General features: G+C 72.3%; 12 protein-coding genes. 8 read left to right on the top strand and 4 right to left on the bottom strand.

All coding sequences use genetic code 11. The features are described 5' to 3' along the window. Positions 1-94: 94 nt before the first annotated feature. The gene (locus AC5L36_RS20000) at positions 95-1,021 is read right to left on the bottom strand and encodes a 2-hydroxyacid dehydrogenase (protein WP_441215149.1); all 927 of its coding nucleotides are present in this window, start codon (positions 1,019-1,021) and stop codon (positions 95-97) included. A 78-nt stretch (positions 1,022-1,099) separates the two neighbouring features. Here AC5L36_RS20000 and AC5L36_RS19995 point away from each other — a divergent pair, with 78 nt between their 5' ends. From AC5L36_RS19995 to AC5L36_RS19980, 4 genes are all read left to right on the top strand, one after another. Beyond that, positions 1,100-3,172: an ArnT family glycosyltransferase gene (locus tag AC5L36_RS19995; RefSeq protein ID WP_441215147.1), complete on the top strand. Its 2,073-nt coding sequence runs from the start codon at positions 1,100-1,102 to the stop codon at positions 3,170-3,172. Then, entirely contained in the window at positions 3,169-4,389 is a 1,221-nt protein-coding gene (locus tag AC5L36_RS19990; RefSeq protein WP_441215145.1) for a bifunctional glycosyltransferase family 2/GtrA family protein, read from the top strand. Before AC5L36_RS19995 ends, AC5L36_RS19990 begins: the two co-directional genes overlap by 4 nt. Before the next feature lie 146 nt (positions 4,390-4,535). Then, positions 4,536-5,690 (top strand): PQQ-dependent sugar dehydrogenase, encoded by a 1,155-nt coding sequence (locus AC5L36_RS19985; RefSeq protein WP_441215143.1) that lies wholly within the window; start codon positions 4,536-4,538, stop codon positions 5,688-5,690. Between the two features lie 38 nt (positions 5,691-5,728). Next, positions 5,729-7,285, top strand: a complete 1,557-nt coding sequence (locus tag AC5L36_RS19980) for a metallophosphoesterase family protein (protein ID WP_441215142.1) — start codon at positions 5,729-5,731, stop codon at positions 7,283-7,285. A gap of 76 nt (positions 7,286-7,361) precedes the next feature. On the opposite strand, the gene gatB is transcribed toward AC5L36_RS19980, so the two are convergent. Genes gatB through gatC form a run of 3 tightly spaced genes read right to left on the bottom strand, consistent with a single transcriptional unit; the run spans position 7,362 to position 10,630 of the window. Next, positions 7,362-8,852: an Asp-tRNA(Asn)/Glu-tRNA(Gln) amidotransferase subunit GatB gene (gene gatB / locus AC5L36_RS19975; RefSeq protein ID WP_441215141.1), complete on the bottom strand. Its 1,491-nt coding sequence runs from the start codon at positions 8,850-8,852 to the stop codon at positions 7,362-7,364. After that, positions 8,849-10,309, bottom strand: coding sequence for an Asp-tRNA(Asn)/Glu-tRNA(Gln) amidotransferase subunit GatA (gene gatA, locus AC5L36_RS19970; protein ID WP_441215413.1), 1,461 nt, complete (start codon positions 10,307-10,309; stop codon positions 8,849-8,851). The genes gatB and gatA overlap by 4 nt, the downstream gene beginning before the upstream one ends. A 21-nt stretch (positions 10,310-10,330) precedes the next feature. After that, complete coding sequence (gene gatC / locus AC5L36_RS19965; RefSeq protein WP_441215140.1) at positions 10,331-10,630, bottom strand: Asp-tRNA(Asn)/Glu-tRNA(Gln) amidotransferase subunit GatC; 300 nt, start codon at positions 10,628-10,630, stop codon at positions 10,331-10,333. Positions 10,631-10,806: 176 nt separating this feature from the next. Between gatC and AC5L36_RS19960 the strand changes: the two genes are divergently transcribed. From AC5L36_RS19960 to AC5L36_RS19945, 4 genes are read left to right on the top strand one after another with little or no spacing between them, the layout of a single operon-like run. Then, positions 10,807-12,933 (top strand): HAMP domain-containing protein, encoded by a 2,127-nt coding sequence (locus AC5L36_RS19960; protein ID WP_494908609.1) that lies wholly within the window; start codon positions 10,807-10,809, stop codon positions 12,931-12,933. A 1-nt stretch (position 12,934) separates the two neighbouring features. Then, a complete protein-coding gene (gene pgsB, locus AC5L36_RS19955; RefSeq protein ID WP_441215136.1) occupies positions 12,935-14,113 on the top strand; it encodes a poly-gamma-glutamate synthase PgsB in 1,179 nt (392 codons plus the stop codon). Beyond that, positions 14,110-14,601: a poly-gamma-glutamate biosynthesis protein PgsC/CapC gene (locus tag AC5L36_RS19950; RefSeq protein ID WP_441215135.1), complete on the top strand. Its 492-nt coding sequence runs from the start codon at positions 14,110-14,112 to the stop codon at positions 14,599-14,601. The genes pgsB and AC5L36_RS19950 overlap by 4 nt, the downstream gene beginning before the upstream one ends. Positions 14,602-14,615: 14 nt before the next feature. Then, positions 14,616-15,587, top strand: a complete 972-nt coding sequence (locus tag AC5L36_RS19945; RefSeq protein WP_441215134.1) for an NlpC/P60 family protein — start codon at positions 14,616-14,618, stop codon at positions 15,585-15,587. Positions 15,588-15,798 lie beyond the last annotated feature (211 nt).

The following is a 15,798-nucleotide window of genomic DNA, read 5'->3' as shown; positions in this document are numbered from 1 at the left end:
CGCCGCTCCCGCGGCCTCACCCATCCGCCGCTGGTCACGCTCACCCCTGCGCGCGACCGGCCGGGAGGAAAGGGGGCGGGGTGGCTCTCTGGAGTCAGTAGCCCTCGGTCACCTGGTTGGTCAGCGGCTCGCCGGCCACGAAGCGGCGCAGCTGCTGGCCGACCAGCTTGTACGCCCGCGGCAGCAGCCCGCGCACCGAACCGCCGACGTGCGGGGTCAGCAGGAAGTTGGGCAAGCTCCACAGTGGATGGCCGGCGGGCAGCGGCTCGGGCTCGGTCACGTCGACGGCCGCCGCGATGCGGCCGGTCTCCAGCTCGGCGACCAGCGCGCCGGTGTCGACGACCGGGCCACGCGCGCCGTTGACGAGCAGCGCGCCGTCGGGCATGGCGGCGAGGAAGCGGGCGTCGACCAGGCCCCGGGTCTTGTCGGTGAGCGGCACGATCAGCACGACCACGTCGTGGTGCGGGAGCAGGCCGGGCAGCTCTTCGACGGCGTGCACGCCCTCGGCCGGCCGCGCGGTGCGGGCCACGTTGGTCACCGAGACCTCGAACGGGGCGAGCCGAGCCGCCAGCGCCGCGCCGATCGAGCCGGCACCCACGATCAGCACCCGCTTGCCGGCCAGCTCGTCGGTCGGGGTGTGCTCGCCGTAGGACCACTCGCCCCGCGCCTGCGCCCGCACGAAGGCCGGAAACGCCCGCAAATGCGCCAGGATGGCCGTCATCACCCACTCGGCCGTCGCGGAGTCGTGCACGCCACGGGCGTCGCAGAGCATGATGCCCGCCGGGATCTTGCCAACCCACACGTCCGCACCGGCGGAGAGAAGCTGCACGATCTCCAGGTCGGGCATCTTGGCCGCGACGTCGGCCGACTGGGTCTGCGCGAGGAAGGGCGGCACCCAGAAGCGCACACCGGCCGGGTCGGAGGGCAGCGCGTCGGGCGCCGGGGCGACCTCCACGGTCACGCCGTCCGGCACGTCGCCGATCAGCCCGAGGCCCTGCTCATGAGGAATCCACACCTTCACGGAACACGACCCTAGCCCACAGGCAGGGCACAGCTACGGGACAAGGACGGGCCAGCTTCGGCCGACAACCTCGACCGCATGACCTCGACACTGCCCGAAGCCGTGCTGGCCACGCCCGTGCCGGCGCCTCCCCGGCGTACCACCGCCGCCGCCCGCCTCTGGCGCGGGCCCGCCGGCGACCCGGCATGGACGCGGCCGGCGCTCCTCGTCCTGCTCGCCGCGACCGCCCTGCTCTACCTGTGGGGCCTCGGTGCCTCGGGGTGGGCCAACTCGTTCTACTCGGCGGCGGCGCAGGCCGGCTCGGCGAGCTGGAAGGCGTTCTTCTTCGGCTCTTCCGACGCGGCCAACTCGATCACCGTGGACAAGCCGCCCGCCTCGCTGTGGGTGATGGCGCTGTCCGTGCGCGTCTTCGGGCTCAGCTCGTGGAGCATCCTCGTGCCGCAGGCGCTGATGGGCGTCGGGTCGGTGGCCCTCCTCTACGCGACCGTGCGCCGCTGGTCCGGGCCGGTCGCCGGCCTACTGGCCGGCGCGATCCTGGCGACCACGCCGGTGGCGGTGCTGATGTTCCGGTTCAACAACCCGGACGCGCTGCTGGTGCTGCTGCTGGTCGCCGGCGCGTACGCGACCGTGCGGGCGATCGAGACCGCCAGCACCCGGTGGCTCGTGCTGACCGGCGCGCTGGTCGGCTTCGGCTTCCTCACCAAGATGCTCCAGGCGCTGCTGGTGGTGCCCGCGTTCGCGCTGGCGTACCTCGTCGCCGCACCCACCCCGCCGCGCCGCCGCATCGTCCAGGTGCTGTGGGGCGGGCTGGCGATGGTCGTCGCGGCCGGCTGGTGGATCGCGATCGTCGAGCTCGTGCCGGCGCGCTACCGCCCGTACGTCGGCGGGTCGCAGAACAACAGCATCCTCGAGCTCACACTCGGCTACAACGGCCTCGGCCGGCTCAACGGCAACGAGACCGGCAGCGTCGGTGGTGGCGGCGGGGGTTGGGGGCAGACCGGCCTCACCCGCCTCTTCGACGCGGAGAACGGTGGCCAGATCGCGTGGCTGCTGCCCGCCGCGCTGATGCTGCTGGTCACGGCCATCGCGCTGCTCCGGCGTGCCCCGCGTACCGACCGCAGCCGGGCGAGCCTGCTGCTCTGGGGCGGCTGGCTGCTGATCACCGGCCTCGTCTTCAGCCTGATGCAGGGCATCTTCCACGCGTACTACAACGTGGCGCTCGCGCCCGCCGTCGGCGCGGTGGTCGGCATCGGCGCGGCCGTGCTGTGGCGGGAGCGGCGCAACCCCGCCGTCGCCGCGATCTTCGCCGGCACCGTCGCGGTCACCGCGCTGTGGTCGTGGGTGCTGCTCGGCCGCAGCGCCGACTGGCACCCGTGGCTGCGCGCCGCCGTGCTCGTGCTCGGCCTCGCGGCCGCCGGCGCGTTCCTCCTCGTCGGGCGCCTGACCAGGTGGGCCGTCACCCTCGTCGCGGCCGCCGCGGTGGGTGCCGGGCTGCTCGGGCCGGCGGCGTACGCGATGAGCACGGCCAGCTCGCCGCACACCGGCTCGATCCCGACCGCGGGACCGGCGGTGGCCGGCGGCCGCGGCTTCGGCCCGGGGGGCGGGGCCGGCGGGCCCGGCGGCGGAGGCTTCCGAGGCGGGTTCCCGGGTGGCGGCACGAACGGCGGCCAGGCACCCGGCGGCTTCCAGGGCACGCCCGGCGGTGGCTTTCCCGGCGGCCTTCCTGGCGGCACGAACGGTGGCACGACCGGCGGTGGCACCAACGGCGGCGGCACCACGAACCGCGGTGGCGGCATGGGCGGGCTGCTCAATGCCACGACACCCAACGCCGAGCTCGTCGCCGCGCTCACCGAGAACGCCGGCTCATACACCTGGGTGGCCGCCGCGGTCGGCGCCAACAACGCCGCCGGGTACCAGCTCGCCACCCAGCAGCCGGTCATGGCGATCGGCGGCTTCAACGGCAGCGACCCGTCGCCGACGCTGGAACAGTTCCAGCAGTACGTCGCCGAAGGGAAGGTCCACTACTTCATCAGCAGCGGGCTGGGACGCAGCAACGGTGGCAGCAGCGCGTCGCAGGAGATCGCGGCCTGGGTGGCGGACAACTTCACCGCCACGACGGTCGGCGGCACGACCCTCTACGACCTGTCATGACGGCCACGTTTCCCGGGGTGGCGTCGCAGCCGGTCGAGAGCAGCACCGGCGCCGTGCTCGACGTGGTCGTCCCGGTCTACAACGAGGAACGCGACCTGGAACCCTGCGTGCGCCGCCTGTACGCGCACCTGTGCGACACGTTCCCGTACCCATTTCGGATCACGATCGCGGACAACGCCAGCACCGACGGCACGCTCGCGGTCGCCGAGCGGCTGGCCCGGGAGCTGCCCGGCGTCGAGGCACTCCACCTGCCGGCCAAGGGTCGCGGGCGGGCGCTCGCGGCGGCCTGGTCGGCGTCCGACGCGCCGGTGCTGGCGTACATGGACGTCGACCTCTCCACCGACCTCGCCGCGCTGCTCCCGCTCGTCGCGCCGCTGCTGTCCGGCCACTCCGACCTGGCGATCGGTACCCGCCTGTCCCGCGGCTCGCGGGTGGTGCGAGGCGCCAAGCGGGAGCTCATCTCGCGGGGGTACAACCTGCTGCTGCGCGGTGCCCTCGCCGCCCGGTTCTCCGACGCGCAATGCGGGTTCAAAGCGATCCGCAAAGACGTCGCCGAGCGCCTGCTCCCGCTGGTACACGACACGGGTTGGTTCTTCGACACCGAGCTGCTGGTGCTGGCCGAACGCGCCGGCCTGCGCATCCACGAGGTGCCGGTCGACTGGGTCGACGACCCGGACAGCCGGGTCGACATCGTGGCCACCGCGATCGCCGACCTCAAGGGCATCTGGCGGCTCGGGCGGGCGCTGGCCACCGGCCGCCTTCCACTCGCCGACCTGGCGCGGCAGCTCGGCCGGGAGCCCGCGGCACCGCCTGCCGGGGTACCACACGGTCTGGCCGGCCAGGTGATCCGCTTCGCTGGCGTGGGCGTGGCAAGCACGCTCGCGTACCTGCTGATCTTTTGGGTCCTGCGGGGTCCGGCCGGCGCGCAGGGAGCCAACCTGCTCGCGCTCCTGATCACGGCCCTGGGAAACACGGCCGCCAACCGGCGGCTCACGTTTCGCGTCACCGGGGGCCGGGGTGCGGCCCGGCACCAGGCGCAAGGGCTGGTGGTGTTCGCGCTCGGGCTGGCGCTGACCAGCGGCGCGCTCGCCAGCCTCGCGGCCGTGGCACCCGCCGCCGGCCGGGTGGTCGAGGTGACCGTGCTGGTGGCGGCCAACCTCGGGGCCACGCTGCTGCGATTCCTGCTGATGCGGGGGTGGGTCTTCGCCCGCGCGTAGCGTCATGCCGGGGGCGGGGTCTTCGCCGCGCGCGGCTTACGCGGGGCGGGGTCTTCGCCCGCGCGTAGCGGAACCACACGGGTGGCGTCCGCCTCGTCCTGCGCGTGATCACCTCTCCTCACAGCAGGCGCGGCTACCCTGGCCGGGTGGACGCCCGCCCCCCGTACCGTGCCACCGTCGCCGCCCTGGCCCTGACCCTGGCGGTCGGCGGTTGCACCTTCGGCCCGCCGGAGCCCGACGAGGCCGGCGAGCCACCCAAATTTCCCACACCCTCCGTGACCGCCACCGCTCCGGCCGGCAACAGCCAGGAGGTGGCCGCGACGGTGGTGGCGAAGGGGCTGCGGGTGCCGTGGGGCGTCGCGTTCCTGCCCGACCGGGGCGCGCTCGTCACCGAGCGCGACACCGCCAAGATCCTCAAAGTCGGCCCCGAGTCCGGCAACGACGGGCTCAAGGTCACGACCATCCAGACGCTCGCCGAGGTCAACGCCGCGGGTGAGGGCGGGCTGATGGGCATCGCGGTCTCGCCCAGGTACGACACCGACAAGACCGTCTTCGTGTACTACTCGACCGACACCGACAACCGCATCGCCACGCTCACGCTGGGGCAAAAGCCGGTGCCGATCGTGACCGGCATCCCGCTCTCCGGCATCCACAATGGCGGGCGGCTGGCGTTCGGGCCGGACGGCTTCCTCTACGCGACCACCGGCGACGCCTCGCAGCGCGGCCTGGCACAGGACACCCGCAGCCTGGGCGGCAAGATCCTGCGGATGCGGCCGGACGGCAAGCCCGCGCCCGGCAACCCGTTCCCCAACTCGCTCGTCTGGTCGTACGGGCACCGCAACGTGCAGGGCATCGCCTGGGATCCGGCCAAGCGGATGTTCGCGGCGGAGTTCGGGCAGAGCACGTGGGACGAGATCAACCAGATCCAGCCGGGTAAGAACTACGGCTGGCCGGCGGTCGAGGGCCGCGCCAACGACCCCAAGTACGTAAACCCGCTGGTCGTGTGGTCGCCGGCCGACGCCTCCTGCTCGGGGCTCGCGGCGGTGGATCGGTTGCTGATCGCCGCCTGCCTGCGCGGCGAGCGGCTGTGGTCGGTCGAGCTCACGCAGAGTGGCACCGTCTTCGGGCAGCCTCGCGCACTGCTCAACGGCCAGTTCGGCCGCCTGCGCACAGCCATCGCGGCGCCGGATGGTTCACTGTGGGTGACGACCTCCAATCACGATGGGCGGGGCGAGCCAAAACCGGAGGATGATCGGATCATCCGGCTGGTCTTCTCCGGCGGCGGGGCCGGCAAGAGCTAGTTTCGGCTCGTGACGTCTGGGCACGACAGAACACGGTGATGGAAGAGCGCGCAGAAACCGATCGGCGTACCGCTTCGGCGGTACGCCGCGTTGTGGGATGGATCAGGTCCTTCTTCCGCTCCCGCGTGCCCCGGCGCGCCGGCCTCGGGCTGCTCGTCTTCGGGGTCGCGCTCGCGGGCGTCGTCGTCGGCGTCCTGGTGGGCGCGCGCACGGAGACCGACGTGGGGCCGTTCCGCGCGGAGATGTCGATCGCTCCGTCGTTCGTCGGCGACACCGAGGTGGCCATCCCGCCCCTCGGCTCGCTGCACCTCGACAGCCACGACGGCCCCGCGCACCTCAACGTGAGCCTCGGCGCGCTCGACCAGGGCCGCACCGAGGCGCTGATCGACGACCCGGCCGGCATCACGCGGGCCAGCCAGACGGCCGTCGACGACGTCAAGAAGGGCCTCATCCAGCTCGGCATGCGCACCGTCGCGGTATCCGTGCTCTTCGCCATGGCGCTCGCCGCGCTCGTCTTCCGCGACATCCGGCGGGTCGCCTGGTCGGGGGCGCTGGCGCTGGTCATCGTCGGCACCAGCCTGGGCAGCGCGTTCGCCACGCTCCACCCCGACTCGATCGAGGAGCCACGCTACGAGGGCCTGCTGGTCAACGCTCCCGCCGTGGTCGGTGACGCGCGGCGGATCGCCGACGACTACGACAAATACGCCGAGCAGCTCCAACAGCTCGTCGCGAACGTCAGCCGCATCTACACGACGGTCTCCACCCTCCCCGTGTACCAGCCGCAGGAGGGCACCACGCGCATCCTGCACGTCTCCGACCTCCACCTGAACCCCAGCGCGTGGCCGCTGATGCGGACGATCGTGGAGCAGTTCGGCATCAACGCGGTGATCGACACCGGCGACATCACCGACTGGGGCAGCGAGCCGGAGGCGTCGTACGTAGCCTCGATCGGCCTGCTCAAGGTGCCGTACGTCTTCATCCGCGGCAACCACGACTCGGCCGCCACCGGCGCCGCCGTGGCCCAGCAGTCCAACGCGGTCGTGCTCGACAACTCGATCACCAACGTCGCCGGCCTGACCGTGGCCGGCATCGGCGACCCGCGCTTCACCCCCGACAAGGAGACCTCCCCGACCGGCTCTGGCACCTCGAAGCAAACCGTCGAGCAGGTCATCGGCGCCGGCGAACGCCTCGCCGCCACGATCCGCGCGTCGAAGGACCCGGTCGACATCGCCCTGGTACACGACCCCGCCTCGGCCGGCGCCCTATCCGGCACCTGCCCGCTGGTCCTGGCCGGCCACACGCACGAGCGCAAGGTGAGCACCCTGTCCCAGGTGCCCGGCCAGATGACCACCCGGCTGCTGGTGGAGGGCTCCACGGGCGGCGCCGGCCTGCGCGGCCTGGAACACGACGAGCCACTGCCGCTGGCGATGTCGGTGCTCTACTTCGACAAGGAGACGCGGGCACTACAGGCGTACGACGACATCAAGGTAGGCGGCACCGGCCAGTCCCAGGTAACGCTGGAGCGCAAGGTGGTCGACGACGAACACCCCGCACCAGCCGAAGGCCAACGCCCAGCCCCCACCCCGACGCGCTGAGGGGCAGGCCCGGAGCGTCCGTGGCGAAAAACGGCCCGTATGGGGGCAACAAATCGCCACGGACGCGCCGTCGGCGTCAGCTCAGGCGGGAGATGATGAGTTCGCGGACGGTCTTGGCGTCGGCCTGGCCTCGGGTGGCCTTCATGACCGCGCCCACCAGCACACCGGCCGCGGCCACCTTGCCTTCGCGGATCTTGGCGGCCACGTCGGGGTTGGCGGCGATGGCCTCGTCTACCGCGGCGGTCAGGGCGCCCGTGTCCGATACGACGCCCAGGCCGCGCGCGGACATGATCTCGGTGGGCGAGCCCTCGCCGGCGATCACGCCTTCCAGCACGGCGCGGGCCAGCTTGTCGTTGAGCTTGCCCTCGTCGACGAGGCGCTGGAGCTCGGCCACCTGGGCGGGCGTCGCGCCCACCTCGACGAGCTCGATGCCGGCCTCGTTGGCGCGGCGGGCCAGCTCGCCCAGCCACCACTTGCGGGCGCCCTCGGGCGAGGCGCCGGCGGCCACCGTCTCCTCGATCAGCTCGACGGCGCCGGCGTTGAGCACCGACTGCATGTCGAGGTCGGACAGGCCCCAGTCGGTCTGTAGGCGCTTGCGGTGGACGCGCGGCAGCTCGGGCAGCGCCTCCTTCAAGGAGGCCACCCAGGCGGCGTCCGGCGCCAGCGGCACGAGATCGGGCTCCGGGAAGTACCGGTAGTCGGTGGCCGTCTCCTTGGACCGGCCGGGCCGGGTGTCGCCGGTGTCCTCCTGGAAGTGGCGGGTCTCCTGCTTGATCTTCCCGCCGGCGTCGAGGATCGCGGCCTGGCGGAGGATCTCGGAACGCACGGCCCGCTCGACCGAGCGGAGCGAGTTGACGTTTTTGGTCTCGGTGCGGGTGCCCCACTCCGCGCCGGGCAGGCTGAGCGACGTGTTGACGTCGCAGCGCAGCGAGCCCTGCTCCATGCGCACGTCGGAGACGCCGAGCGTGCGGAGCACGTCGCGCAGCTCCGTCACGTACGCACGGGCGACGATCGGGGCAAGCGCGCCCGTGCCGGGCACCGGCTTGGTGACGATCTCGACGAGCGGGATGCCGGCGCGGTTGTAGTCGACGAGCGACTCGGTCGCGCCGTGGATGCGCCCGGTCGCGCCGCCGACGTGCAGCGTCTTGCCGGTGTCTTCCTCCAGGTGGACGCGCTCGATCTCGACGCGCACGATCTGGCCCTCGACCTCGACGTCCAGCCAGCCGTCGACGCACAGCGGCTCGTCGTACTGGCTGATCTGGTAGTTCTTCGGCATGTCCGGGTAGAAGTAGTTCTTCCGGGCGAAGCGCGACCAGGCGGCGATCGTGCAGTTGAGCGCGAGGCCGATCCGGATCGTGGCCTCGATCGCGGCCTTGTTGGCCACCGGCAGCGAGCCGGGCAGCCCCAGGCACACCGGGCAGACCCGGGTGTTGGGCTGGCCGCCGAAGTCGATCGGGCAGCCGCAGAACATCTTCGTATTCGTGCCCAGCTCGACGTGCGTCTCCAGGCCGATCACCGGCTCGTAGCGGGCGACGACGTCTTCGTACGGCGGAAGGGTGACGGTCATGCCAGCTCCCCGGGGGTCAGCGTGCCGACGGCGGATTCGAGTGCGGCCGCCACCCGGTACATCCGGTCGTCGGCGAGCGTCGGGGCCATGATCTGGAAGCCGACCGGCAGCCCCTCTGACAGTCCACAGGGGACGGAAATGGCCGGCCCGCCGTAGAGGTTGGTCGGGATCGTGAAGAGGTCGGCCAGGTACATCTGGTACGGGTCGGACGTACGCGAGCCGAGCGGGAACGCCACGAACGGCGTCGTCGGCGACACGAGCACGTCGACCTGCTCGAACGCGGACGTGAAGTCCTGCGTGATGAGCGTGCGCACCTTCTGCGCCTGCCCGTAGTAGGCGTCGTAGTAGCCGCTGGACAGCGCGTAGGCGCCGATGATGACCCGCCGCTTGACCTCTGGCCCGAAGCCGGCCTCGCGGGTGAGCGACATGACCTCTTCGAGCGCCTTGGCGCCGTCGTCGCCGACCCGCAGGCCGTAGCGCACGCCGTCGTAGCGGGCCAGGTTGGAGGAGCACTCGCTCGGCGCGATGAGGTAGTAGGCGGGCAGCGCGTACTGGAAGTGCGGGCAGGAGACCTCGACCACCTCGGCGCCCAGCTTGGTCAGCGCGTCGAGCCCGTCGCGGAAGGCGGCCATCACACCCGGCTCGGCGCCCTCACCGCCGAACTCGCGCACCAGGCCGAGCCGCACGCCGCTCAGGTCGCCGGTGGCCCCGCGCCGGGCGGCGCCGACCACGTCGGGCACCGGCTGCGGGATCGACGTGGAGTCGCGCGGGTCGTGGCCGGCCAGCACCTCGTGGAGCAGGGCCGCGTCCTCGACGGTGCGGGCACAGGGCCCCGGCGTGTCCAAAGAGGAGGAGAACGCCACGAGCCCGTAGCGGGACGTGCCGCCGTACGTGGGCTTCGCGCCGACGGTACCCGTGACGGCTCCTGGCTGGCGGATGGAGCCGCCGGTGTCGGTGCCGACGGTGAGTGGCGCCTCGTAGGCGGCGAGTGCGGCGGCGCTGCCGCCGCCGGAGCCGCCCGGGATGCGGGTGAGGTCCCACGGGTTGTAGGTGGGCCCGTACGCGGAGTACTCAGTGGACGAACCCATCGCGAACTCGTCCAGGTTTGTCTTGCCGAGGATCACGAGGCCGGCGGCGCGCATGCGCTCGACGATCGTGGCGTCGTACGGCGGGCGCCAGCCTTCGAGGATCTTGGAGCCGGCCGTGGTGGGCACTCCGCGGGTGACCACGATGTCCTTGACGCCGATCGGCACACCGGCCAGCGACCCCAGCGGCTCGCCCGCCGAACGGCGCTCGTCGACCTCGAGCGCGGCGGCGCGGGCGCCCTCCGCGTCGACGTGCAGAAACGCGTGCACCCGGTCGTCGACCTCGGCGATGCGCGCGAGGTGTGCCTCGGTGACCTCTGTGGCGGAGGCCTCACCGCTCGCGATCACGCCCGCGAGCTGGGCCGCGCTCATCTTGATCAGGTCGCTCACGGCTCAGGCCTCCTCTTCCAGGATCCGGGGCACCCGGAAGCGACCCTCTTCCACGTCGGGTGCGCCGGCCAGCGCCTCCTCGGGCGTCAGGCAGGGCACCTCGACGTCGTCGCGCAGCACGTTGGTGAGCGGCACGGAGTGCGAGGTCGGCGGGATGTCCTCGGCCACGACCTCACCCACCCGGGCGACCGCCTGGAGGATCACGTCGAGCTGGCCGGCGAAGAGGTCGAGCTCATCTTCGGTGACGGCGAGCCGCGACAGGCGCGCGAGATGCGCGACCTCCTCGCGGGAGATGGCGGCCATGACTGCCCCCTTCGAAACGACTGGCGGTAGACCGAGCGTGACACGCGCGCGGTGACCCGAGCGAGTCTATTTGTCACTGTCCGGCGTCCAGGGAGCGACCCCACGGAAAACGAGGACATAGACCGAACTCCTCACCGTCGCGGCGCGTATAACCCGGTATGCCCATACGGCGCGAGGTGATCCTGCCTGCCGCCGATCCTCTCGTCGCATGGCGTCGGATCGCACTGGACAAGCAACTGCCCGCACCGCGGTTTCCGAGCGGCATCCGCGCACCCTCCGTAGCGCTGCTGTGCGCCCTGCTCGTACTCGCCGTGGTGTGTGCGGTCTACCTGGGCATGTTTCACGGCCGGGTGATCCCGCAGGCGGTGGTCGACTCGCAGGACCGGCTGGTGACGAGCCTCGCCCGCGGCCTCAACGCGACGGTGACCACCGGGATCGAGGAGATGGAGGCGGCCGCCAAGCAGGTGCGGCCGGGCGGCGACCCGGCCGCGGTGCTGGCCTCGGCCGCCGGCGGCGGCACCGCCTGGGCGGGTGCGGCGGTGCTCGACGCGGGCAACCGCCGGCCGGTCGCCACGCGCGGTGAGCCGGTCCCGGTCGCGAACGTGCCGCAGGACATACCCCGCACCACCGTCACCCCCTTGATCCAGGGCGCCGAGCCACGCGCGTTGATCTCCACGCCGCTGCCCGACGGGCGGGTGCTCGCCGGCATGACCTCGCTGCGAGTACGCCCGCTGCGCCTGGCCCCCAACGCCCGCCAGTCGGTGCTCGTCGGGCTGCCCAGCGGCGAGAGCACGGTCGTGCAGGGCGCGTCGCCCGCCGGCGGGCCGGCCGGCGACGTGATCAAGCGGACGCTCGCCGAGACCCGCGGGGGGCGCGCCGTCCGCTCGACCGGCGGACCGACCGGCAGCGCGCTGCTGGTGGTGGCCGCGCCGGTCGGCTCGCTCGGCATCGCGGTGGCCTCGACCGTCTCGGCGCCGGTGATCGACGTCGGCTCGCCGTGGAAGGGCCTGGCCCCCGGCGCCGGGCTGATCGTGGCCGCGCTGCTCGCCTACCTTGTGGCACGCCGCGCCCTGGTCCGCCCGGTGCGCCGGCTGCTGGACCGCGCGAAGGCGGACGCCTGCGGCGACAGGAGCCCACAACCCAAGATCAAAGGCCCGTCCGAGGTACGCCGCATCGGCGCCGCCCTCGACGACCGGGCCCGCCCGCGTGGTGTGCCGGCCGTCGTGCTGCTGTTCGGCGTACCTGCGATCATCTTCGGCTGGTCCGGCGCGCTGGGGTACACGTTCGCCGGCGGCCCGGTGCCCGTACCCGCGCAGGTGGTCCTCGACAGCGAAAACCAGGTGACCGCCGCGACGATCGCGCTCGGCCAGTCGCTCGACGGCGCGCTGCGGCAGGCCACCGTCACCGCGGCGCAGAGCGCGCAGACCGCACCCGCGCGGCTCGGCCCGGACCTCGATCGGCTCGTCAAGAGCGACGACGAGTACCGCGGCGCCTACGTCACCGACCCCGAGGGCCGGGTCGTGACGAGCGCCGGCCGCGAGCCGCTGCGCCAGCAGGAGAAGCTGCCCAAGGAGAGCGGCGTGCGGCTGGCCAACACCGGCGGGCGGCTGCCGGTCATCTACGCGTACGCGCACCGGCCGGACGGGCACAGCGTGGTGGTCGAGTTCGACGTGCCACAGCTCTCCGACCTGCTCCGGCGGGCCGACGGCCGGGTACGCGTGGTCGACAGCGAGCTGCGCACGATCCTCGACACCGAGGGGTTCCGCGCGTTTCAGCCGCTGGCCGGCGCCGAGGCGCGGGAGGCGGCCACCACCGCGTCGCAGGGGCGCACCGGGGCGAAGCTCGCGGGACGCGCGCTCGTCGCCGGTACCCCGCTGTCCGAGCCCAGCTCCGCCGCGGGCCTGCGCTGGTCCGTGGTGGCCGAGCAGGCGGTCGGAGACCTCGCTTTGCCGGTCAACAGCCTGCGCCGGGCGAGCCTCGTGCTCGGCGGCGCGGCGGCCTTCCTCGCCGTGGTGGCGCTCGGCTGGCACTACTTCGTGCTGCTGGTGCCGCTGCGGCGGCTGGCCGCCGCGGCCGACCGCATGGCCGACGGCGACACCGAGACGGTGATCTCCCCACACCGCCCCGACGAGATCGGTGCGATCGCGAGCTGCCTGGAGATCTGCCGCCAGGTGCGGGTGCACGGCCCGGCCCGGCTCGGCGGCGCGGAACGCCTGCGCGGCACCGGTGCGCCACCGACCGTCGTGGTGCGCCGCCCGCCCAACCGCCGCAAGTCCGGTGTCCGCCGGGTGGGGAGACGCTGAGGTGCTCTTCCTGTACGGCATCTTCGCCGCCAGCTGCCTGGTGCTGCTGGTGGCGGGCATGGTGGAGCAGCGCGGCCACTACGCCAACCTGCGCAAGATCCCGACCCGCGTCCTCGTCAACGGCATCCGCGGCAAGAGCTCGATCACCCGCCTCTGCGCGGGCGCGCTGCGCGGCGGCGGGCTCGCCGTGGTCGCGAAAACCACCGGCACCGCCGCGCGCTTCATCTTCACGGACGGGAGCGAGGAGCCGGTCTACCGGAAGTTCGGCATCGCCAACGTGGTCGAGCAGATCGGCATCGTCCGCCGTGCCGCGATGTTCCACCCGGACGTGCTCGTCATGGAGTGCATGGCGGTGATGCCGGCGCTCCAGGAGGTCAACCAGAGCAAGCTGATCCGGTCGACGATCGGCGTGCTGTGCAACGTACGCGAGGATCATCTGGCCGAGATGGGCCCGACGCTCGACGACGTAGCCCGCTCGCTGAGCCGGTCGATGCCGGTCGACGGCGTGTGCGTGACCGCCGAACGCGACCGCCTGCACATCCTCAAGGAGGAGGCGGCGAAGCGACGGTGCCGGCTCATCTCGGTCGACCCGGAGACGGTTTCCGACGAGGAGATGCGCGGCTTCGGCTGGATCACGTTCAAGGAAAACGTGGCGATCGCGCTGGCCGTCGCCCGGCTCATGGGCATCGACCGCCGGGCCGCGCTGGCCGGCATGTGGGACGCGCCGCCCGACCCGGGCGTGCTGACCGTCGAGACCTACGAGGCGAACGGGCGGCGGCTGCGCTTCGCCAACGTCTTCGCCGCCAACGACCCCGAGTCCACATTGCTCAACGTGCGCCAGCTCGCCCAGCAGGGCCTGATCCGCCGGCCGGTCCACCTTGTCATCAACTGCCGCCCCGACCGCGTCGAGCGCAACGGGCAGATGGGAGCGCTTGTGCCCCGGCTCGATCCCGACCGGGTACTGCTGATCGGCGAGCCAACCCGCAGCGCGCTGTCGAAGATCCCCGAACGGTGGCAGGGCCGCGTGCTCGACCTCGGCGGCCGGCAGCGCCCGGGCGCGATGCTCGACGCGCTGCTCGGCCAGGTGCGGGGCACCGCCTCGGTGGTCGCGGTCGGCAACATCCACGGGCAGGGCGAGGTACTGCTGGAAGAACTGTCCCATCTGCGGGGTGCCCGGTGAACTTCATCCCCGGCGGCGAGCTGAGCCCCCAACTGGCCACCATGTGCCTCGGCGTCGGCCTGATCTTCGCGCTGGTCTGCTACCTGACCACCAACCTCTCCCCCGGCGGCATGATCACGCCGGGCTGGATGGCGCTCGCCATGGTGGAAGACCGCCTCCAGGCCGTGGTGATGGTGGTCATGACCGTCGTGACGTACGGGCTGATGAAGGTGCTCCAGCGGATCGTCATCCTGTACGGCAAGCGTCTCTTCGCCGCCGTGGTGCTGCTGAGCGTGCTGCTCCAGGTGACGGCGTTCCTCATCATCCAGCGCGACGTGCCACTGCTCTTCGCGCACCAGACGCTCGGCTTCGTGGCGCCGGGCCTCATCGCGTACCAGCTGATCCGCCAACCCAAGGGCGCGACCATCCTCGCGACCACGGTCGTCTCCGCGGCGACCTACGGCGTGGTGATCAGCGGCATCCTGACCGGCCTGGTGCCGGTGACGTAGAAGGGAGTTCGTTGATGCATCGGGGTTTGATGGGCGTGGTCGCCCTTGTACTTCTCGCCGTCGCCGGATGTCAGACCGGGGATCGCCCGGCGGCTCCCGCGGCCGCTCCCGAGCCGGACTTCGTGTCCGCGCCACCCGTCGATGAGCTCCAGTTCAAGCGGGTGAGCGACCCGGCGCGCACGCTCGTCGTCGACGCCGGCGGCAAGACACTGGCCGTCTTCACCGACAAGGCCCGCACGGTGCGCCTCACCGGACCCTCGCGCACCTTCGCCGAGCAGGCACACACGTCCGCGACGATCACCACCGACGCCTGGATCCGCCTCGCGCCGCGCCCCTGGCAGAAGGATTCCGTCGACGACACCTGGGTACGCCCCTGGTTGGAGAAGGCACTCGACGACCGCAGCCCCGACGCGCTGGCCATCGCGATGGAGTACGTCGACGGCGCCAAGCGCGACGCCTCCTTCGGTCCGCTCTCCAACACCGACCCCGACGGCCGCGCCGAACGCTCCGACTTCTACGACTACCTCGGCGTCGACTGGGAGTTTCCGGACGGCAAGAAGGAACGCCCCGACCCCGACCACATCCGCAGCCTCGACTGTTCGGGCTTCCTCCGCATGGTGTACGGCTACCGCATGGGCTACCCCCTGCGCGGCACCAACACCCCCGGCACCGGCCTGCCCCGCCGCGCGTACGCGATCGCCGAGTTCGGCCCCGGCGCGCAACTGATGCCCAACCGCGGCACCCAGGCCCGCGAGTACGAACGGCTCAACGCCGGCGACCTGGTCTTCTTCAACGGCGGCCCGGTCCTCAACGACCACATCGAGCACATGGGCATGTACCTGGGCGTCGACAGCAACGGCCGGCACCGCTTCATCTCCAGCCGTACCAAGGCCGACGGCCCGACCCTCGGCGACACTGGCGGCGACTCCCTGCTGGACGGCTCCGGCCACTACGGCGTCCGCTTCCGCACCGCCCGCCGCATCTAGAGACCTTTCGGAGTCAGGGTCGCCGCGGTCTCGGGCTCGATTCAAAGGCAGATTCGAGCTACCGCGATGTCCGTCGTGGTCCAGACCGCTGCTCCCGCGGCCTCACCCGTCCGCCGCTGGTCACGCTCACCCCGCGCGTAGTTCGTTTGTCCACAATGCCCCGTGCCGAAGCGACGGGCAACAGACCGGACAGATGCGCCGTCACCGCGAG

Source organism: Phytohabitans sp. LZ39 (assembly GCF_059359075.1).
This window is presented reverse-complemented; position numbering and strand designations above follow the sequence as displayed.